The 21890-nt window shown below is 62.1% G+C and carries 8 protein-coding genes and 1 pseudogene; 4 read left to right on the top strand and 5 right to left on the bottom strand.

The genetic code is table 11. The annotated features are described in order from the left end of the window. The 5 genes and pseudogenes from QZ766_RS07480 to QZ766_RS07460 form a co-directional block, all read right to left on the bottom strand. On the bottom strand, nucleotides 1–8954 hold an 8954-nt coding region (locus QZ766_RS07480; protein ID WP_297199592.1), incomplete at its 3' end, for a filamentous hemagglutinin N-terminal domain-containing protein. Between the two features lie 15 nt (nucleotides 8955–8969). Further along, a pseudogene (locus QZ766_RS07475) lies at nucleotides 8970–10616 on the bottom strand (ShlB/FhaC/HecB family hemolysin secretion/activation protein). 676 nt (nucleotides 10617–11292) lie between these two features. Beyond that, entirely contained in the window at nucleotides 11293–12447 is a 1155-nt protein-coding gene (locus tag QZ766_RS07470; RefSeq protein WP_297199589.1) for a sugar diacid recognition domain-containing protein, read from the bottom strand. Between the two features lie 66 nt (nucleotides 12448–12513). Continuing rightward, the gene (locus QZ766_RS07465; RefSeq protein ID WP_366509386.1) at nucleotides 12514–13659 is read right to left on the bottom strand and encodes a glycerate kinase; all 1146 of its coding nucleotides are present in this window, start codon (nucleotides 13657–13659) and stop codon (nucleotides 12514–12516) included. 16 nt (nucleotides 13660–13675) lie between these two features. After that, a complete protein-coding gene (locus QZ766_RS07460; RefSeq protein ID WP_297199586.1) occupies nucleotides 13676–14989 on the bottom strand; it encodes a Na+/H+ antiporter NhaC family protein in 1314 nt (437 codons plus the stop codon). A gap of 79 nt (nucleotides 14990–15068) precedes the next feature. Here QZ766_RS07460 and QZ766_RS07455 point away from each other — a divergent pair, with 79 nt between their 5' ends. The 4 genes from QZ766_RS07455 (at nucleotide 15069) to QZ766_RS07440 (ending at nucleotide 21711) form a co-directional block, all read left to right on the top strand. Beyond that, nucleotides 15069–15266, top strand: a complete 198-nt coding sequence (locus tag QZ766_RS07455; protein ID WP_297199583.1) for a hypothetical protein — start codon at nucleotides 15069–15071, stop codon at nucleotides 15264–15266. A 351-nt stretch (nucleotides 15267–15617) separates the two neighbouring features. Next, the gene (gene nrfB, locus QZ766_RS07450; RefSeq protein ID WP_297199580.1) at nucleotides 15618–17855 is read left to right on the top strand and encodes a cyclic di-3',5'-guanylate-activated glycosyltransferase NrfB; all 2238 of its coding nucleotides are present in this window, start codon (nucleotides 15618–15620) and stop codon (nucleotides 17853–17855) included. Further along, the gene (locus tag QZ766_RS07445) at nucleotides 17852–20830 is read left to right on the top strand and encodes a tetratricopeptide repeat protein (protein WP_297199577.1); all 2979 of its coding nucleotides are present in this window, start codon (nucleotides 17852–17854) and stop codon (nucleotides 20828–20830) included. Before nrfB ends, QZ766_RS07445 begins: the two co-directional genes overlap by 4 nt. Then, the gene (locus QZ766_RS07440) at nucleotides 20830–21711 is read left to right on the top strand and encodes a DUF4434 family protein (RefSeq protein WP_297199575.1); all 882 of its coding nucleotides are present in this window, start codon (nucleotides 20830–20832) and stop codon (nucleotides 21709–21711) included. Before QZ766_RS07445 ends, QZ766_RS07440 begins: the two co-directional genes overlap by 1 nt. Nucleotides 21712–21890 lie beyond the last annotated feature (179 nt).

Raw genomic sequence — 21890 nt, 5'->3', positions numbered from 1 at the left:
TTTTTGCCCTCCAGCGTCATATTATTGCCCGCCACCAGGTCGCTGCCGTGCACCACCACGCCGTTGCCCGCCGTCAGCGTCAGGTTACCCTCGCTGCTGCCGAACACGCTTCCCTTCTTCACGTTGCTGGCGTCCTCGTTCGTCACCTTCTGCGACGAGCTGCCCACCGTGATGCCCAGCCCGCCCGTGCTCCCCAGCCCCGACTTTTTCTTCTTCTGGCTGTACTCGCTGTGGTCCGACTCGTCTGCGGTGGTTACCGTCAGGTTATTACCCACCGACACCGTCACGTCGCGCGTCCCCAGCACGTTGCTCCCCTGCGACGTCAGGTTGTTGCCCGCCACCATCGTCACCTGGTCCCCCGACACCGTGCTGCCCGCCGCCGTCGTCTGGTGCACCTCGGATTTAATCTGCGTGGTGGTCTTCTTGAACGTCCCGTGCTTCGTCCACTTCGCCCCGCTCGACTGGTCCCACGTGTCCACCCCGCTCATCAGGTTGATGTCGTTCCCCGAGACCATCGTCGCGCTGCCCGCCGCCGTCACGTTCGCCGCGCGCAGGTTCATGTCGTGCCCCGACTGCATCAGCAAATCGCCCCCGGCGCCGATAACCGTACCCACCTCACGCGTCTCCAGCGTCCGGTCGTAGTTCTTGCGGCTGCGGGTGAAGTCCGTCGCGTGGCTCGTCCGCGCCGTGTCCAGCGTCAGGTCGTTACCCGATACCATCCGGGTGATGCTGTCCTTGCCCTGGTTGCTCACCGTGCTCGCCGTCAGCCGAATGTCGTGCCCCGACTCCAGCGACAGCACGCCCCCGTCGCCGGTCACCGACAGCTCCGCCTGCCGCCCCAGCCAGCCCTCGCTGCCCTGCTGGTGGCTCTCCGTCAGGCTCAGAATATCGTTCCCCGCCCGCAGGCTCAGCTCGCTGTCGCCGCTCAGCCGCCCGCTGCGGTTGACGATGTTCCCCGCCGCCACCAGCTGGGTTCTGTCCCCGCTGATATCCCCGGTGTTGAGCAGGTTCCCCGCGCTGATGGCCGTCAGGCCCCGCCCGCTGATGCTGCCGCTGTTGATGACGTCACCGGCGGTGGTAATGCGCACGTTGTTGCCCGAAAGCAGCGCCCCGTCGCCCTTCAGCTCTCCCGGCTTCACCCGGGCGTACAGCTTCGGCACGCTCACCACCTGCGTACTGCCGTCCGGCAGGGTCACCGTCTGGTTGACCATCAGCACCATGTCCTGCGTCACCTGCGCCATCTGTTCCGGGCTCAGATCCGCCCCGGGGGCGATGTTAAACCGGTCGCTGAACGACTTGCCGCTGGTCAGCAGATCCCGGTACTGGTCTTCGTCGCTGCTGTAGCCGGGGAGATAGCGCTGGCCGGTGGCCTTCACCAGTTGATCCCGCACCAGCGACTGCTCGTAGTAGCCGTCGCCCAGCCGCTTCTGCAGCTGGTCGCTGCTGTAGAAATCACCGCTGCTGAGCGCCTTTTTACCCTGGGTAAAGCGCGGATCCGTCTCCACCAGGTAGTGGCTGTCGGTGCCAGGATGCAGCACGAACAGGCTGTTGTCCGGCAGCTTCACCGGACCGGTGACGCTGCGCAGCACCCAGTTATCCTGCCCCGGCGGCACCGCGCCGGGCACGCTGCCCCGGGTGCCGTCCAGCCCCGCGCCACCCTGGGTGGCGTCCGCGCTGCCGCGCGAGGTGCCGGTCAGGCTGCCCGCGCCGCTCAGCGCGACGTCCGTCAGGCCGTCGGCGGCGGCGCCCCGGGTCTGTAAATCGGCGCCGGCGTGGCCGGCGTTATCGCTGAGGGTATCCGTAACCGGCCTGAGCCGGGTATCCACGGATGAGTTCGGCGGCAGCGCCACCTCGGTGACCAGCGTCTGGTCGCCGCGGCTGGCAAGATCTGCCCCGCCGTTCAGGCCGGACGCCTGGTCGGTGCCGCCGGTGGTGGGTTTCTGTCCGTCGATGGTCCGCCCGTCGCCGCGCCCCTGGCCCTGCTGCTGAACCGTCAGGTGCAGCGGCACGTCGGTAATCTGCAGCGGCGGCTGGTAGGCGCCCTGGCCTTCAAAGTGGGTGTCTGAATGCTCTTTACGCCTTCCCCCTCTGATGACGACACCGTCCCGGGTCACTTCCTGCCGGACGGTGGTTTCGTCGTTATTCACGGCGCCGTTAATAGTCAGATCCTGCCCGGCAACAACCTGGCTGTCCTTGTTGTGCAGGTCGCTGTTGAGGGTCAGGTTGCCACCGCTGCGGATAACGGCGCTGTCCTGTCCGGTGGCCTGCTGCTCCTTGACGCTCTCGGTAAAGGAGAAGACGTCGAAGCGCCGTCCGTTGCCGGTAACGCCGGGCAGGTTGTAGTAAATAATTTTGTTAGCGGCATCCAGCCAGAGATAGACGTACTCATCTTTGCCGTTGACGTTAACCGTGACGCGGTTGCCCTGCTCGTCCAGCGCGTAGCTGCGCCCATCCTGGTCGAAGTCAAAAGCCACCGGGCTGGACTCCTCCTGCTCGTAGCTCACGACATGTCCCTTGAAGCGGTAGTGCTCGCCGTTGGTCCTGCCGCAGCCTTCCGGCCAGCGCAGGCCGCTGCACAGCTCGACCTCCAGCACGTTCGGGGAGACGGTAACAACTTTCAGATCCGGACTCACCGTAATGTGGATATCGCGGTTTTCGGTTTTCGCCGCGTCAATCTGCAGATCGCCCATCGCCTCCATCGTGGCGCTCAGGTTCTCCACCAGCGCCGCGCGGCCGGACAGCTCCCCGGCGTCGCTCAGCGCGCCGCCGATGCGCATCCCGCCGTTGCTGTAGATCAGACCGTGATCCTGGTTGGTCAGGTGATCGGTGGCGATAGTCAGATCGTTACGGGCGGCGATGGTTGCCGCCGTATCGCCCGATTTATCGTTAAGCAGCGTTCTGGCATCAATCGCCAGCTGGTCGCCGTAGATGCGCCCGGTGCCGGTATTGTGCAGATCGCCGGTGCGCAGCACGACGCTGCCGCCGTCAATCAGGCCGCGGTTAACAATATCCCCCGCGTTAACGCGGGTGCTTCCGGCGTTGATTTCGCCGCCCTGCTGGTTGTCCAGGTGGCCGCTGCTCAGGTTGAGCTGGTTGCCTGCGGTGATGCTGCCGGTATTGGTCAGTGCGTTGCCGTTGGTATTCAGGGTGAAATCATTTCCGGCGGCCAGGCTGCCGTCCTGATTGAGCGCGGACGCCACGTCCAGGTTCATGCTGCCGCCGCTGGTGATCCGCCCGACGCCGTCGAGCTGGCCGAGCCAGAGGCCCGCGTCGCCGTTGGCGACGATATCGCCGCCGCTGTTCAACAGATTGGTTCGCTGGTCAGCCTGCCCGATGGTCAGGCTATTCTGGGACGAGATCAGGCCGTTCTGGTTATTGAGCTGCCCGCGCACGTTGGCGTGCAGGTTATCCCCCGCCCGCAGAGCGCCGCTCTGGTTATTCAGCGTTGCGGCGTTGAGGGTCAGATCCTGCGCCTCCACGCCCTGCCCGCTGTCGCGGGTATTCTGGTTATCGAGAACGTCAGTGGTTAGCGTCAGGCTTTTACCGGCCTTAAGCAGCCCCTGCTGGTTCTGCACGCTCTGGCCGGCATTGATCTGCGCGTTGCCCGCGGCGTACAGCAGGCCGCTTTCGTTGTTCAGCCGGTCAACGCTAGCCGTCAGGTCCCCGCCCGACAGTGTCTGCCCGCGGGTGTTATCAAGGACCGAACCCGCCAGCGTCAGTCCCGCGCCGCCCTGAATCAGGCCCTGCCCGTTGCCGATCGCTCCCGCGCGGATGTCGAGGCTGCTATCGGCCAGCACTTTCCCCTGCTCGTTGTGCAGATCGGCACCGCGAGTATCAATACTGATGCTGCCGGCGGACTGAATGGTGCCGGTCTGGTTGTCAATGGCTCCGGTAGTGAGCTGACTCTGGCGGGTACTGCCAATGCTGCCGCCGCGGTTGTTGACGCTCTGCCCGTTCAGGGCCAGGGTATCGCCCGCAATCAGCCCGGACTGGTTGTTCAGATCGCCGGTGTTCAGCGTCAGCGCGCCGCCGGTGCGCAGCCCGGTGGTGTCGCTGTTGGTATCGCTGTTGTTGAGCAGCTGGCCCTGGGTGTTGATCTCCAGCCCTTTAATGCCCTGTATGAGGCCGGCCTGGTTGTTCAGCCCCTGGCTGGTGAGCGTCACGCTGTCGGCCACCACCACGCCCTGACCGTTATTCATCTCGCCGCTGTTCAGCGCCAGCGCCCCGGCGGCGCTGAGGGTGCCCAGCTGGTTATCCAGCGCGCCATCAATATTCAGCTGGCCGCTGCCTTTAGCGGACTGCACGGTGCCGCTGCGGTTGTTGAGGCTGGCCGCGCCGAGTGTCAGATCGCCGCTGCTCTGCAGCGTGCCGCCGCTGTTGTCGATCAGACTGCCGCCGTTGACCGTCAGCGCCTCGTCAACGGCGGTGACCGTGCCCTGCTGGTTGTTAAGACCGTCGGCGGTGAGGGTGGTGTTTTTACGCGCCGCGATGCGCCCGCCCTGATTATTCAGCTCGCCGGTAACGCTCGCCGTCAGGCTGTCGCTGGCGGAAAGCAGCGAGCCGCCGCCGCTGTTGTTGAGGGTTCCTGCAGTAATCTGCACCGGGCCGTCAGCCTCAAGCGCGCCCTTCTGGTTATCTATCGCCCCGCTAACGCTGACGTCAAGCGCCCCGCCGCGGCTGCTGACCGCGCCGCTCTGGTTATCCAGATGCCCGGCCCGCAGGTCGATTTTGCGGCTGCCGGTGATCTGGCCGCCGCCGTTGAGCAGGTCGCCCTGCACGTCAATGCGGTTTTCGCCGTCCACCGCCAGCACGCTGCCGCTGCGGTTATCGAGCGAGCTGCCGTTAAGGGTGACGCCGTGGCCGCTCTGTAAAACGCCGCGCTGGTTGTCGATAGCGCCGTCGAGGCGGGCGCTGAGATCGCCGCCGACGCTGGTGACGGTGCCGTCCTGGTTATTCAGCGCCGAACCGCGAATCTCGACGTTGTCCCGCGCCGCCATGCGCCCGTGCTGGTTGCTGATGTCGCCGCCGGTGACGCTCAACGATCCGCCTGCCGCTACCAGCTGTCCGTCGCCGTTATCAATGCTGCTGCCGCTGAGCCGCAGCGCGCCGCCGGTATCGATGCTGCCGCCGCGGTTAAGCAGGTTGCCCACGGCGCCCACTACCGCGCCGCCGTTGAGGGCGGAAATTCGCCCGCTCTGGTTATCCACGCTGCCTGCGGACAGGCCAGCGTCGTTTTTCGCCAGCAGCTGCCCCTGCTGGTTGGAGAAGGCATCCTTGACTTTGACCCCGGCATTCCCGCCCGCCGCCAGCAGCGCGCCGCTGTCGTTGTTAAGGGAACCGGCGTCGATATTCAGGTTCTGGCTGCCCTGTAGGGTGCCTTTCTGGTTGATCATCGCCCCGCTGAAGGTTGCCGCCAGATCTTTTCCGGCGCTGACCAGCCCCTGGGCGTTATCCAGCGAAGCGCCTTGCAGATCCAGATTGCCGCTGCTGCTGATCTCGCCGCTCTGGTTATTCCAGCTGTTGCCCGTCGCGCTAAGCTGGTCTGCGCTGATCAGGCCGCTGCGGTTGTTGACGTCCCCTGCGGCCAGCGTCAGCCGCTCGCCGGCGCGGATGCCGGTTTTGTCGGTAAGGGTGTTGGCGTTGTTGAGGCTGCCGCCGCGGGTGTCGATATTCAGCGTCTTGCTGGCCTGGATCAGGCCGGCGTCGTTGCTCAACCCGCTGGCGGAAACCTGCATTGCATCACTGCTCAGCAGCTGCCCGCCGCTGTTGTCCAGCTTGCCGGTATTCAGCGCCAGACGACCGCTGCTCTCGATATCACCGGCCTGATTGTTCACATCCCCTGCGGAGGCCAGGCTACCGCTGCCGCGGGTGGCGGCGATAATGCCCTTCTGGTTATTGACCGAGCCGGCGCTCAAATCGAAGGCCGTGCCCGCCAGAATGCTGCCCGCCCGGTTGCTCAGATCGCCGCTGAATTCGCCCTTCACGCTCTCTTTCGCCGACAGCAGCTTGCCGCCGTCGTTGTTCAGCGAGGCGGCTTTTAACGTCATTGCCTGCTGGCTCTGCAGCGTGCCCTGCGCGTTAGACAGCGCGCCGGACAGGGTCAGCGACGCCGCGCCGGTATCGGCGCTGATCAGGCCGCCGGTGTTGTCCAGCGCGCCGCCGTTAAGGATCAGGCCTTCGCTGGCGCCCAGGTAGCCCGCCTGGTTATTGACATCGCCGGTGGTCAAATCGAGCTGGCGCGCCTGCAGGCTGCCGTGCTGGTTATTCACCTGTCCGCTGTTCAGGGTCAGGGTCTGGCCGGAAAGGATCCCCAGCCCCGAAGCGTCGGTACTGGCGTTAATCAGGGAACCGCCACGCAGGTTAATGCTGGCGCTGCCCGGCGTGGCGACGCGCCCGCCGGTGTTGTCCAGCGAGGCAGCGTTGAGGGTTAATCCCCCGGCGCTTTCAAGGGTGCCGCCGCGGTTGCTGAACTGGCCCGCCAGGTTCAGGGTGCTGGCGGCCGAGGTCGCGCTCACGACGCCGCTGTCGTTGTTGAGTTCTTTTGCTTCCAGCGCCAGCTGCTGGGCAATCAGCTTGCCGCCGCCGTTGTCGACGCCGCCGCTGAAGTGGCCCTGCAGCGCACCGCCCGCGGCCAGCACTCTGCCGTCCTGGTTCTGCAGGCTGCCGCCGTTAATCGTCAGGTTTTTGGCGCTCTGCAGGTTACCGCCGCGGTTATTAATATCGCCGGTGACGTTGAGCACCGCATCCCCGCCGTCGGCGCTGATAAAGCCCTGCTGGCTGTCCAACGAAGAAGCGCTAAGATTCAGGCCCTGGAGCGACTCAAGGGTGCCTTCGCGGTTGGTGAACGCGCCGGTGCGGGCGTCAACCTGCTGCGCAACCAGCGTGCCGCCGCTGTTGTCCAGCGCGCCGCTTTCCAGCTGCAGCCTTCCATTGCTGGCAATGCGGCCTTTAGCATTGTCGAGGCTGCCCGCGTGCAGATTGACCGCACCCGCGCTCTCAATCAGCCCTTCGCGGCTGCTGAGGTGACTGGCGACGTTAATCTGTGTCGCGCCCTGCCCGGTCTGGCGCAGGTGGCCACCCTGCATAGAAAGTGAATCAGCCTGCAGATCCAGCTGCTGCCCCTGGGCCAGCCCGCCGTCCATCAGGATCTGCTGGCCGCTCACGGAGAGCTGCTTGCCCGCCAGCATTTTGCCCTGCGCGCCGCTGATGTTGCCACCGCGCACGGTAACGTTACCGCTGTCGGAACCCAGCTCGCCGCCGGTATTCAGCAGGCTCTCGCTGTTAAGGGTCAGGTCGCCGGCGCTGGCGAGGGTGCCGCCGCTGTTATCGATGATTTTGCTGCTGACGGTAAAGCCCTGCGCGCCACGGGAGATCAACGAGCCGCCGCTGTTGTCAATTTTATCGGCGGCGCTGATGTCCAGCCGGTCGGCGGCAATGGCGCCGCCGCGGCTTGAGAAGTCGTGTGCCGAGCTGAGGCTCGCCTGCTGCGCATCAATCAGCGCGCTGTCGGTGTTGAGGCTGCCGTCGCGGGCAACTGCCGCTACCGCGGCGGCGCGAGTCTGGCTGCCGGAAAGATCCACTTCGCTGCCGGAGGCGGTAAAGCCGTCGCGGGTCAGGTGCGTGCCGTGGCTGGCGAGCCGTCCGCTGGTGGTCACGCGCAGCTGGCCGCCGCGGGTGGCCTGGCCATTGCCGTCAATGCCGGCCCCCATGGCGCTGCCGCTGTCCCCTTCGAGACTCTGCGCGTTGATGGTGGTATTGCCGCCCGCCACCAGCGCCGATCCGGCCTGGCTGTGCAGGCGGCCGGATGTATCCAGCTGCAGATCCCCTTCGGCGCTCAGCGATCCTTTGTTGGTGGCATCGCCCTGGTTATTAATTCGCAGGCTGCCGCCGGTGGAAATATGGCCCTGGTTATCGAGCTGGGCGGTCTTAAGCGCCAGATCCTGCTGCGAATAGAGGGTACCGCTGTTGGTGAGCTTGCCTTCTGCGTTGAGGGTAAATCCGCCCTGGGTCGCGCCGATTTCCCCGGCGTTGCGCACGCCCACGCCGCGCTCGGTACCCACCAGGGTAATGCGGTTGGCGTACATGCCGCCCAGCGAGGCGGTATCTACCGCGAACTGCGGCCGCCCCTGCGGATCGTCGGCCTTCACCTGAGTCACGTTGCCGTCGGCATCCGTCTGGTTGCGTCCGGTGGTGATTTTCAGATCGCCGGCCTGCAGGCGGGCGTTAACGTCCACGGCGCGGGCGATCAGGCGGGTATAGTCCTGGCCGGTGCCGTTCATGCCGCCGCCGCTGATAGTGATGCGGCCGCGATCGATGTCGTAGCCCGCGACCTGGCCATTTTCCAGCCGCACCCGGCCCGCCGCCAGCGTGTTGCGCCCGGCGTTGATAAAGCCGCAGCCGCTGCAGGTGATCCCCGCCGGGTTGGCGATGATCACATCGGCTTTCTTGCCGGCGACTTCGATAAACCCGCGCAGCTGGCTCGGGTTCATGCTGTTGACTTCATTCAGAATAACTTTTGCCGATCCCTTCGCCAGCCACGGGTTGCCCGCCACCTGGCCCGCCAGCTGGGTCTGACTGGCGTGCTGGCCGTTGTTTAAAATCGCGCCCCGCTCGCCGACGTCAAACTGGCTGTATTTGTTATGGGAGAGCCCCTGGCTGTTCGGAGTCTGAATGTTGATCTGCGGCAGGCCGTTACCGGTCTGCATCACGGTCGGCTGCTGGCCGCCCGGCGCGCCGCGGTCTGCCGCGATGCCGTCCGCCAGCGCCGGGGCACTGGCGATACCTCCCGCCAGCCACAGGGCGAGGGTGAGCGGGCGTAAAGAAGCCACGCAGGCTGTGCTGCTGCTGCCCGGGCCGCGCCCGGTATCGCCGCCGCGGGCTCGGGCCAGTTCGGAAACCACCACCAGCATCCTGCGGGCGCGATTAAAAATGATGCGATAACAGTGTTTGTTCATGATTCATCCCTGTAGTCAGTACTGCCAGCTGATGCTGAAGCCGAAGGTCACCGGGTCGGTTTTAAACCCGTGCGGTTTGGAAAGCGGTATGCCGCTGAATGCGTCGTAGCTGGCGCCGATAGCGGAGATATTGCCCCGCAGCCCCGCCACGCCGCCCGCCAGATGGCGGCCCAGCAGCGTGGAGCCGTCGCTGCGGCCCCCCACTTCGCCGTAGTCGGCGCCGAGGTAAAATTCCTGCTCCGGCACCGGCGTGCGCCAGGCAAGGGTGTTCTGCACGTACCAGCCGTGGCTGGCGCTGAGGGTGCGCTCACCGTCGAAGCCGCGCACCGTCCAGCGGTTGCCGATAGCCAGCTGATCCGGCGAGGTGAGCGGCGTGGTGCTCATCTGCCGCAGGTAGTTCATCTGGTAGCGGAAGTTCTGATTGCCCAGCGCGAAGGGCCAGTTCAGCCCCGCGGTCCAGGTTAAAATTTTGCTCTTTTCGGTAGCGTCATAGCCGTCCTCATACTGCTCTTCGTAGGCGGGCATCGCGCCGAACCAGCGGGTGCCGCGCTGGAAGCTGACGCCGCCGTCAACGGTGACGTCGCCGAAATAGTGGCGGTGGTCGAGGCCGAGCTGCCAGGCGCTGGTGCGCCGACGCTGCACTTCAATTTCTGTGCGGTCGATGTAGTTGCGGATCTCGCGCACCTGCACGCTGCTGCGCAGCGTGGTTTTACCGGTGGCGTTGCGCTGGATAACCCGGCTCAGGCCGACGTTGAGATTTTTGCTCTTGCCGGAGTAGCGAATATCGCCGCTGTAGCCGGCAACGTTCTGCACGTAGTTGTACTGGCCGGCGTTGACCTCAAACAGCCAGTAGCCGAGCGGCAGCGAGTAGTGGCCGCTGATATTTTTGCTCTGCTTGCGCCCTTCAAAGCCGAGATCGTGGCTGGCGGACACATACAGCAGATCGCTGAGCGCAAACGGGTTATCCAGCGCCAGCATGGCGCCGCCCTGATAGCGGCCGGTACTTTTGGTGCCGGAGTCATCCACCTACATATTGACCCGCCAGATTTTGCTCTGGCGGCGGGTGATGACCACATCGCTTTCACCGGGCTGCTCGCCGGGAACAATTTCCATACTGCTTTCCACAGTCGGCAGACGCTGCTGGTTCTCCAGCCCCTGCTCGATGTCGCGCAGATCCAGCAGCCTGCCCTCCCGGGCGGGAATCGAGGTATACAGCAGGGCGCGCTGGTCGGCGCCGTCCGCATAGCGAATATGGCGCAGCATGCCCGGCACCAGCGCCAGGGTCAGCGAACCGCTGCTCAGATCCTGCTCCGGCACCAGCACCCGGGAGGTTACCCAGCCGCGATCCACCAGCCGGTTTTGCAGCCGGCTCATCAGCTGGTTAATGCCTTTCACTCCGAGGCAGTGCCCTACCGCGCCGTCGGCAATGCGCTGGGCGGGAAACCAGTGCGGAAACGCGTCCCGTCCGGTGAGCTGCACGCGGCGGATCGGGAAACAGGGGGTTTCCTGCGGGAACGGTCCGTCGGCATCCGGCTGCGGTTTGTCATTGAGCGTGATATCCGGCGCTTCAGGGGTAAGCTGCGCTTCTTTAGCCGACTGCTGGGCCTGAATATGCTGCTGCTGCTGATCGATAAAGGGTGCGGCTTCTGCACCGCAGGAAATAACTGAAATACCCGCCACGATGATATGGCGGCGCCAGCGGGCGCGCGTGATCCTTGCCAAGGCTAAAAGCTCCGTCTGAGTGTAGGTAAACGTAAAGAAATGTTTATTATTTCCCGGATAAATATATGCATTCAAATAAAAGGTCAAGCGCTACGCGCGGGGAGTTTTAATAAGACGCAGAAATAAAAGGAAAATAATAATGCGGAGACAGCGCCAGGATTGCTGAATCGGATGCGGGAAAGAGACGGGAAGTATCGGCCCTCAGCTGTATTCATGAAAAATAGCACAAAGAGTCTGAATGAATCGCGGCTCATTCATGAAAATAATACCAAAATAATAAAAACAAACAAAATCAATAAATTAAAACAAAAACCAATTGCTTCAACCATTTACCACAACCCGGAACAGCAGTACCCTAAGCCTGCGAGACATATTTTACGTTAATCACTTACGTTACATTTTCAGTTAACGATTATCCCGCAAAGAAATACAGCCAGCCGCTCATTACCCGAGGTTATTCTTTTCGGTTATTTATATAAACTTTCAATTATATAGAGCGCAAATTAAAAAACAGGGCCGCCGGCGGGCCGGAGATATTCCCTTTTTTATTTAGGATAATACCGATAAACACTTAGAAAACCTGAGTGCCAATAATGAGCCAGGGTAATGCATTGCGTCACTCTTCATCTAGCTGCGCGGCGGCGTACAGCAGAAAGCGGTCTTCGAAATTTGTCAGATTTAACCCGGTAATTTCCGCTACCCGCTTAAGCCGATACTCAAGGGTGTTCTTGTGGATATAGAGCGCCGCAGCCGTCTCCGCTGCGTTTTGATTGTGGCTGAACCACGCCCGCAGCGTTTTCCTGAAGATGCCGTTTCCGTCGCTGGCTTTAAGCTGCGCCAGCGGGCGGGTCAGCTCTTCCGCCTGCCAGCCCGCGCGCAGGCTGTCCAGCAGCACCGGCAGCTTGATGTCCTGATAGTAGTAGCAGCGCATGTCGGGCATCCGCTGTTTACCGACCTTGATGGTGGTTCTGGCGGTCTGATAGGAGCGCATCACCCCGCCCTCACCGGGGAAGAAGTTACCCAGCGCCAGGTGCAGCCGCAGATGGCTCTCCTGCCCGAGGCGCTGATACAGGCGTTCCGTGCGGCGCTTCTGCTCCGCAAGCGCCCAGCGCCCGCCCCGCAGGCTGGCGGGTTTGAGCACCACCAGCTCGGTGAGAGAGACGATCGCCATCAGGTCGTCTTTGCCCTCTTCAATCAGCAGGGACTGAAGCTGGCGCAGCTCGCTCATGGCGGTATTAACCCCGAGCTGGCCGCTGTCGAGTTCAACCACAATCGCCACCCGCGGCAGCGTAAGATCGACACCGAGCCGCTGGCTCCACTCCAGGGTCGAAGCAGAATAGCTTTCGCTGCGCACCATGCTCAGCACCAGCTCCTCCCGCAGGCGGCTGTTGTGCGCCAGCAGCTGCTGGAGGTGCGACTGCTCCAGCATCATTTCGGCCATCGCGCACACCAGCTCGCCGAGCTGGGAAAGCGCCTCGGGATCGCCGGTCAGGCCAACTACGCCGACGATGCAGTTATTCAGGTGCAGGGGAAAATTGAGGCCGGGCTTGACGCCCTGAAGGGTGTGCATCGACGCGCTGTCGATAGAGACCACGCGCTGCTGGGCCAGCGCCAGCAGCGCGCCTTCGTGAATTTCGCCGATGCGCCGGGGATCGCCGCTGCCGATAATGCAGCCTTTCGAATCCATCACGTTGATGTTGCAGTGGATGATCTGCATCGCCCGCTCCACGATGGCGTGGGCGAGCCGGGTGTCAAAACTATAATCCTTCATTACAAGTCCATTATTCGGCGGCGCGGTACTGCCCCGCGTGCGGCGGGACAGCGTACAGGTTACCGATTATGGCCTGGCGATGCGCAGCAGGCGACCAATGTTTTCGCAGGCAATCGCCATGTTGTCCGGGCCTTCCTGGAGCAGCGCGTCGATGCTGTCCGCCCGGGGAATAATGCCGAACACCGCGTCGATGCCGATGTCGTACAGCGACTCGATACCTTCGCCGACGCAACCGGAAACCGCGATTACCGGCACCCCGAGCGCTTTAGCGGCGCGAGCGACACCGTAGGGCGTCTTGCCAAACTGGGTCTGGGCGTCAATGCGCCCCTCGCCGGTAATGCAGAAATCGGCCCCCACAAGCTTGTCGGCAAGCCCGCTGAACTCCAGCACGATATCAATGCCCTTGCGCAGCGTGCAGTGGGTAAAGGCCATCAGCCCGGCGCCGAGGCCGCCCGCCGCGCCCGCGCCGGGCTGGGTAGCCACCTCTTTATCCAGCTGGTCGCGAATTACGTCCGCATAGTGGGCCAGCCCGGCGTCCAGCCGCCTGACCATCTCCGGCGTCGCACCCTTTTGCGGGCCGAAAACCGCCGACGCGCCAAACTCGCCGCACAGCGGGTTAGTGACGTCACAGGCCACCTGAATGTCCACGCCGGAGAGGCGCGGGTCCAGCCCGGTGATATCAATTCGCCGCAGGTGTTCCAGCGCGCCGCCGCCCGGGGCCAGCGGCTGGTCGTTGGCATCAAAAAAGCGCGCTCCCAGCGCCTGGGCCATGCCTGCCCCGCCGTCGTTGGTGGCGCTGCCGCCAATGCCGAGAATAATCTTGCGGATACCTTTATCGAGGCAGGCGAGGATCAGCTCCCCGGTGCCGTAGGTGGTGGTCAGCAGCGGATTTTTAGTCCGGGCGTTAACAAAGTGAATACCGCTGGCGGAGGCCATTTCAATCACCGCCACCTCGCCGTCGCCCATGATGCCGTAGCTCGCCTGCACCGGCGCGCCCAGCGGCCCGGTCACCGTCAGCGTATAAACCGTGCCCCGGGTGGCGTCAATCAGCGACTGCATAGTGCCTTCGCCGCCGTCGGCCATCGGCACGTGAATAAAATCGGCCTGCGGGAAGACCTGGCGGAAGCCCTTCTCCATCGCACAGCAAACTTCTTTTGCCGTCATGCTCTCTTTAAAGGAGTCAGGCGCTAATACAAAGGTCATGTTTTTCATCGTGGCTTCCCTTAATTCAGAAAATAAAGCCGTAAAGCACGGTGGCAACAATCGTCATCGTACCGCCAACAATGGCTTCGTAGGGCAGCAGCCCCAGACGCTCCTTGATACTCATGTTCATGCTCTGGGCGGTAACGTGGAAATAGTTGCCCTGCGGCAGGGAATCAATCACCGTCGCCCCGGTATGCACCATCACCGCAGAAGCTACCGGGGCCAGCCCGACGTGGGAGATAGCGCTGCCGAAGGTGCTGGTAGCAAGGATAACCCCGGTAGAGGTGGACGCCGTGGCTGCCGCCATCAAAATCCCGGAGATAGGCGCGAGGAAGGTGCCCGAGATGCCGATATCATTAATCAGCATCACGACCTCCTCCGACAAGTTCGAGGCGGCAATCAGCCCGGCAATGGCACCTGCGCCAATAAGGATCAGCACGGTGGCGGTCATTTTCGCCATCCCTGAGGCAGTATAGGCAACAATCTTCTCTTTTTGCCCCATCGCCACCAGCCCGATAATCCCGGCAACCGGCAGCACGTACAGCGCGTCGAGCTTGAAAGTTGACAGCGCGCCGATGTGGAAAATGGAGCCCAGCGGATTAATCATCAGCAGCACTACCGCGACTACCGGCGCAACGATTGCTTTGCCCAGCGTGGGCGCGGACTTGTCAGCGGCGTCACTTTGCGCGCCGTAGGCCGCGGCGGCCTCGCCGTCGCTGACCATCACGCCTTTATTTTTAAGCAGCGAGGCCACCACAATGGTCATGATTAAGCCACACACCGCCGGAATAAAGCCGGCGATCATCACGTCGCTGAGATTAATATGAAAGCCGTTAGCAGCGGCAATGGCGTTTGGGTTAGGGGAAATAATATTGCCGGCCTTGCCGCCGCCGGACAGCGCCAGCAGCAGCGCCAGTTTAGAAATTCCCATTTTATTCCCGACCGACAGCGCAATGGGAGCGACAATTAATACCGCTACCGGAATAAATACGCCCACCGCGGTAATAATCATAGTCGCCAGCGCCAGGGCTAATATTGCTTTGCTCTCTCCCATTCTGCGCACGATGGCCTGGGCGATAGTTTCCGCCGCGCCGGACTCCATCATCACGCCGGCCAGCACGCCCGCCGCCAGTACGCGGATCACGGTGCCCATCACGCTCTGGGTTCCGGCGGTGAGCATCCCGACCGTTTGCTCTAAATTGCCACCGCCAATTAATGCGCCAATAATTGCGCCGAGAAATAAGGCGTAGACTGGGTTAATTTTTCTTAATATTAAAATAATGGCAATAAAAAGACCGCTGAGGGCCCCGTACCACGCCAGGGGTTCTATCGGATGCATATTCAGACCTCACAAATAGTGATCAACAAAATTTATTATTTAACGGAAATTATCTTTAAAGCGTCAGGGCATTATTGTTTTGTTCGACGTTAGCCATTTTATGGCGCGCAAATTAAATACACTATGTGCAGATACACAAAAACAACGCCTTGCAGAGGCCTTTTTTCATGCTGCTGAACGAATCCCAGCGATGAAGGTCACAAAATTTGCCGATTCTTTAAGCGCATCGCTCGCCGCTGCTGGCGATACACGCCTGCGGCCGCAGCACCGCCTTTAATCGTGAGGTATGATTCTTAGCGCAGCTCCATACTTTTTAATCACAAACGCTAAACATTAGCGTCATTACATTAAACATATATCACACATTGACGCTAAATATTAGACGTCCTGAACTTTGCTATTATTATTAAGCTGACCCGATTATTTTGAGATGGGTCCAATAGGTGATAAAAACATTGCAACAATAGGTTAGCATAAAAAACTATCACAATAGATATAAATCAGATTTAAATACTAATTAAACGCAACTATTAAGAATATTAACAAATATATTGCGCAGATAAACCACAGATAATCTTAATTATTGTAATCTATTAGCGTAAGATTACGTCAACCTCCTGGTGAATTAATGAACTGGTTTGTAGATGTGTTTTCAACCTACCTTTATGGTCTGAAGGTGGTTGCAATCGCGCTGGCTATCATGATGCTTATTAGCGGCATTGATGATCTCTTCATCGATATCGTCTACTGGTGCCGCCGCATTTTTCGCGCGGTGACCGTTTACCGCCGCCATCAGCATACAGATTATCAGGCACTGTACGAGCCTGATGAAAAGCCGCTGGCGATTATGGTCCCGGCCTGGAACGAAACCGGCGTTATCGGCAACATGGCCGAACTGGCGGCAATGACCATTGATTATGAAAATTATCATATCTTCGTCGGCACCTATCCTAACGATCCGGATACCCAGCGCGATGTCGATGAAGTGTGCGCACGCTTTCCCAACGTACACAAGGTGGTCTGCGCCCGCCCGGGCCCTACCAGCAAAGCGGACTGCCTGAACAACATTCTTGACGCCATTACCCAGTTTGAGCGCAGCGCCAACTTCTCCTTCGCCGGATTTATCCTGCACGACTCAGAAGATGTGATTTCACCGATGGAGCTGCGGCTGTTCAACTATCTGGTGGATCGTAAAGACCTGATTCAGATCCCGGTTTATCCGTTTGAGCGGGAGTGGTCGCACTTCACCAGCATGTCCTACATTGATGAATTTGCCGAGCTGCATGGCAAAGACGTGCCGGTGCGCGAAGCCCTGGCCGGCCAGGTGCCCAGCGCCGGGGTCGGCACCTGCTTCAGCCGCCGGGCGGTAATGGCTCTGCTGGCGGACGGCGACGGCATTGCCTTCGACGTGCAGAGTCTCACCGAAGATTACGACATCGGCTTTCGCCTGAAGGCCAAAGGCATGACCGAGATCTTCGTGCGCTTCCCGGTGGTGGACGAAAAAGCCGCCAGCAAACGGCGCCGCTTCTTACAGAGCACCCGCAGCTCGTCGATCATTTGCGTCAGGGAATACTTTCCGGACACCTTTACCACCGCGATGCGGCAGAAGTCGCGCTGGATTATCGGCATCGTCTTTCAGGGCTTTAAGACCCACCGCTGGACTAAAAACCCGATCCTCAACTACTTCCTGTGGCGCGATCGCAAAGGGGCTATCAGCAACTTTCTGAGCTTCGCGGCGATGATCATCATGATCCAGCTGGTGCTGCTGCTGATCTACCAGCGCCTGTGGCCCGACGCGTGGCAGTTCCTCTCCATTTTCACCGGTGGCCCGTGGCTGGTGACGCTGCTGTGGTGCAACTTTGCCCTGATGGTCAACCGCATCCTGCAGCGCGTGATTTTCGTGACGATCTATTACGGCCTGCCCCAGGGGCTACTGTCGGTGCTGCGCCTGTTCTGGGGCAACCTGATTAACTTTATGGCCAACTGGCGCGCGCTGCGCCAGGTAATTCAGCACGGCGATCCGCGCCGCGTAGCGTGGGACAAGACCACGCACGATTTCCCCAGCGTCACCGGCGAAAACCGCGCCCTGCGCCCGCTGGGCCAGATTCTGGTGGAGCGCGGCGCAATTACCCAGCAACAGCTGGAATACGGCCTGACCCACCGCGTCATCGGCCTGCGGCTTGGCGGCTCGCTGCTGAGCCTCGGCATGATTAACGCCCGGCAGCTGGCCGACGCACTTGCCGAGCAAAACGGCGTGCAGTCCGCCTCCGTGGATGCCTGGACAATCGATAGCGCGCTGATTGAAAAGATGCCTGCCACCGTTGCGCTGCGCTACGCGGTGCTGCCGCTGTCGATGGAGGGTAATACGCTCACCGTGGCCAGCGAGGACGGGATCGATCCGGTGTCGCTGGCGGCGCTGGAGCGCAAGATGAATTGCCGGGTCAGCTACGTTATCGTGCCCCGCGGTCAGGTGGTTACTGGCCTGCGGCACTGGTATGCGCGCCTGCGCAGCGTGGACGAACGCGCCCTCCTGCAGTCGGCGGTGGACAAAGGCTGGCTCGACGCGCAGCGCGCTGAGGCTATCTGGCAGCAGTTTGTCCCCGGCCAGCTGCTGTTTGCGGAAGTGCTGACCACCCTTGGCCACATTAACCATTCGGCGATGAGCGCCCTGCTGCTGCGCCACGAGCGCAGCGATCTGCCGCTGGGGAAATTCCTGGTGAGCGAAGGCGTGGTTTCTCAGCAAACCCTCGATACGGTGCTGCAGCGCCAGCAGGAGCTGCAAACCTCGATGACCGACCTTTTAGTCCAGGCGGGTCTTAGCGAAAGTCAGATCGCCGCGCTGCAAAAAGAACAGGAGCAGCAATGAACCGTAACGCAACGTTTCGCACGGCGCCCCGGGCGCTGAGCCTGCTGGTAGTTTCACTTCTCAGCAGCGGCGCGCTGGCGCAAACCACCCTCGACACCAGCGCCAAAGGGCTGGGCCTGAGCGACTATCGCCATTTCGTTATCTATCCGCATCTGGAAAGGGCGATGCGGGCGCAGAAGAGCAATGATGAAAAGACCGCGCTGGCAGAGTTTCGCCACGCCCACGAGCAGGCGCCGGATAACGTGCCGCTCGCCCTTTTCCTCGCGGAAGCCTACCGCCACTTCGGCCATAACAACCAGGCCCGGGAGGTGCTGGCTGGACAGCTCAAGCGGAATCCGAACGATCCGCGTTTGCAGCAGCAGCTGGATGCCATCCCGACGCTTTCTACCCCGGTCACCACCGTTGAAGCCCTGCTGGCGCTGCAAAAAAAATGCGACGCCGCGCCGAACGCGCGCTGCCGCAGCGAAACGGGTCAGTACGCGCTGAAATTTAACCGGCTGGATATCGCCCGCGCCCAGCTCGCCGATGCGGACTTTGCCCGCACCGCGCAGGGGAAAGCGCTGGAGAACGGCATCCTGCAGCGCGCCATCTACCTTAAAGAGTGGACCACGGCAGACGCACTTTTCAGCCAGCGGCAGCAGCGGCGCGCCCTCAGCGCCGCCGAGCGCCAGCAGTGGTTCGACGTGCTGCTGGCCGGCCATCTTGACGCGCGCGTTATTGCCCTGCAGTCCGCCGGCACCTTTACCTCTGCCCGGCGCCAGCTGGAGTATGCCGGATCGCTGGCGTCGCGCAATCAAACCGCCGAGCTGCAGCGCTATCTGGCCGGACACCGGCCGCGCTTTGATACCCGCGAGCAGGAGCAGAGCTGGCTGTACCTGATTTCGCGCTACAGCCAGAATGCACCGGCGGCGCTGGCGGCCTACGCGCCGCGCTTTGCGGAAAACCGCCGCTACGCCGCGGGCGCCGCGCTGCCTGCCGCCATGCGCGCCGGAGACTATGATCGCGCCCGGCGTCTGCTTAACGCCCTGCCGGACAACGAACTGCTGGCGGAGCGCTACGCCCTGAGCGCTGCCACCGGCGATCGCCAGCAGACGCTGCGCTTCGCCCGCCAGCTGTACCAGCGCGCGCCGCAGGATATGGCACGGCTGGATACCCTCAGCTGGCAGCTGATGCAGAACGGACGCGGCCAGGAAGCGGCATCCCTGCTGCTCGGCCGCTATCCGTTTACCGGCGCGCCGGCGCAGCAGCAGGCGCTGATTATTCGCCTTGCGGGCCTGCTTAAGCAGTATCCGCAGCTGGCATCCCGGGCGCAGCTGGCGCGCCTCGACTCGCCGCTGGCAAGCCCCGCCCTGCGTGAAGCGCAAAGCCAGCTGCCGGGCGGCGAAAATAGCTGCGGACACACCCGCCGCCTGCTGGGGGATCTCTCTGCCCGGTACGGTGCCGCGGCTTGGAGCACGCTGGCCGAATGCTACAGCGCCGACCTGCCCGGCATGGCGCTGTACGCCCAGCAGCAGGCGGCCCAGCGCCAGCCCGGCGTCTGGCAGCAGCGGGCGGTAGCCTACCGCGCCTATGCGGTTGAGGACTATTCCGCGGCCCTGCGGGCGTGGAAAGCGCTGCCCTCAAACGAGATGAGCAATGAAGATCTTATGGCGGCAGCAAACACGGCCCAGGCCGCCGGGGACGCCGCCGCACGCGACCGCTGGACCGATGATGCCAAACGCCGGGGGCTAAATAACAGCGAAGCCTGGTGGTGGCTGCACGCCCAGCGCTATCTGCCCGAGCAACCCAACCGCGCAATAGCCGATCTTAATCGCGCAATTGCTATCGAACCGACGCCGCGCGCGCTCTCAACCCGCGCGGCGCTGTACCGCACTCAGGGACACACGGCGAAAGCCATTGCCGACCTGCGCCAGGCGCTGCTTATCGATCCCGACAACGGTGATACCGAAGCGGCGCTGGGCTACGCGCTGTGGAGCAATAAAGAGTACGTGGCTTCCCGCAGCGCACTGGAGAAGGCGCTGCACAAAGCCCCGGACGATCCGCAGATTATTCGCCAGCTGATGTACGTTAACGAGCGGCTCGGCAATATTCCGCACACTCAGCAGTACGCGGAAAACGTGATTGACGAGCTGGACGCGGACGCCAGCGTCGCCCCGCTCACGCCGGCACAGAAGCAAGAGCATTTTGACGTGGGGCGCCTGCACGAAGATATGGGCCGGCGCTGGAGCTTTAATCTGAATACCTCGATAGGACTCAGCTCCGGGCGTACCAGTTCGTCCACCGCCCAGCCCGGCGGCAGCTCGCCGGGACAGAGCTATCGCAGCTTTGGCCAGATGGAAGCCGAATACCGGCTGGGCCGCAACGTCCTGGTTAACGGCGATATTCTCTCGGTCTACAGCCGCGTATTCGCCGATACCGGCGGCAGCAGCGTAGCGATGCCGGTGAAAAATCCGATCCTGGGACCGGGACTGCGCTGGAAGCCACTGTACGACTACACCTTCTTCCTCGCCATCGAGCAGGAGATCCCGCTGGATCACCACCACGGCCGGCGCAACACCATGCTGCGGGCCAGCGCGTCGTTCCTCAATAACGGCAAATACAGCGACGACTGGCACCCTAACGGCAACGGCTGGTTCGCCCAGAACCTCTATCTCGATGCGGCCCAGTATCTGCGCGACGATACCCAGGCCTGGACGGCGGACTATCGCGCCAGCTGGCATCAGAAAGTGGCGAACGCGCAAACTGTTGAGCCCTATGCTCACGTGCAGCTTAACGGCAACCGCGATCGTCATACCGAAGGCAACCAGCTTGGCGGCGTCGGCGTGCGCTGGAATATCTGGACCGGCCAGACACAGTACGATGCGTGGCCGCACAAGCTCAGCGTCGGGCTGGAATATCAGCGCACCTTTAAGGCCATCAATCAGGATGCCGGCAAGAAAAATAACCTTTTCCTGACTCTGGGAGTCCACTGGTAATGTTCAAATTTCGTCACTTGTTACTGCTGCTGGCGCTGGCCAGCCCGTTTGCCAGCGCGATGAAGGCGGTGTTCTGGCAGCCGCAGCTGCGGGACAGCAGCGTGACCGCCGCCCGCTGGCAGGCTCTGATGATCGATCTGCGCCACTCGGGCTTTGATACTCTGGTACTGCAGTGGACCGCCTACGGCGACGCGTTCACCGACGATGCACAGCGCGCGGCGCTGCAGCAGAGAGCCGAAGACGCACGCGCCGCGGGCCTGAAGGTGATTGTCGGCCTGCATGCGGATCCCGAATTCTTCCAGCGGCAGGCGCAGTCCGGCGCGGCGCGGACGCACTATCTGGCGCGCCTGCGTGTCGCCGATATTATCCGGGCGAAGGCCTGGCAGGGCCGCGCCGACGGCTGGTACATCAGCGCCGAAATTGACGATCTCAACTGGCGAAGCGGCGCGGCGCGGGAGCAGCTGGTCGACTGGCTCACCAGCACCCGCAGGCAGCTGGCGGGCGTCAGCCCGGCGCCGGTTTACATCAGCAGCTTTTTCGCCGGCAATATGACGCCGGACGGCTATCGCCAGCTTGTGGCGGACGTTGCGGGCGCGGGGATCAAGGTTTGGGTGCAGGACGGCCGCGGCGTGGATAAGCTAACGCCGGAAGAGCGCCAGCGCTACCTGACCGCGAGCGCGGGCTGCGGCGGGTCGGCTCCCGCAAGCGGCGTGGTGTATGAAATCTTCCGGACGCTGCCCGGCAGCGCCTTTCGCGCCGCGCCGCTGCCTGAGCCGGAGCTGAATGCCCGTCTGAAGCAGGGAGCTTCCTGCGGCAAAGAGAGCCTTTACTTTTCGCTACGCTATTTGCCCGCCGCCAGAGGCGTGCTGGACGCCAGCTAATCCTTTCGCCGCCGGGCGGCCTACGCGGCCCGGCGGCTCAATCATCGTAAAAACCCTATAATTTCAATACGGTACTACCTGCTTTCTCCGGGCGTCGCTGCAATCAAATTTATTACCGTCTGAAATCATTATGTCGCCGAATCACGACAGTTATAACTTATTAAAAAATAACAAATTAA

Origin of the sequence: uncultured Pluralibacter sp. (genome assembly GCF_913775985.1) — a bacterium.
Classification (GTDB): domain Bacteria; phylum Pseudomonadota; class Gammaproteobacteria; order Enterobacterales; family Enterobacteriaceae; genus Pluralibacter.
The sequence above is the reverse complement of the archived record's forward strand: the minus strand, read 5'-3'. Positions and strand labels throughout refer to the sequence as shown.

Bases quoted from the DNA above. Each gene is read 5' to 3' on its own strand.
- QZ766_RS07470 (WP_297199589.1), bottom strand. From the start codon at position 12,447: ATGAAGGATTATAGTTTTGACACCCGGCTCGCCCACGCCATCGTGGAG.
- QZ766_RS07465 (WP_366509386.1), bottom strand. From the start codon at position 13,659: ATGAAAAACATGACCTTTGTATTAGCGCCTGACTCCTTTAAAGAGAGC.
- QZ766_RS07460 (WP_297199586.1), bottom strand. From the start codon at position 14,989: ATGCATCCGATAGAACCCCTGGCGTGGTACGGGGCCCTCAGCGGTCTT.
- nrfB (WP_297199580.1), top strand. From the start codon at position 15,618: ATGAACTGGTTTGTAGATGTGTTTTCAACCTACCTTTATGGTCTGAAG.
- QZ766_RS07445 (WP_297199577.1), top strand. From the start codon at position 17,852: ATGAACCGTAACGCAACGTTTCGCACGGCGCCCCGGGCGCTGAGCCTG.
- QZ766_RS07440 (WP_297199575.1), top strand. From the start codon at position 20,830: ATGTTCAAATTTCGTCACTTGTTACTGCTGCTGGCGCTGGCCAGCCCG.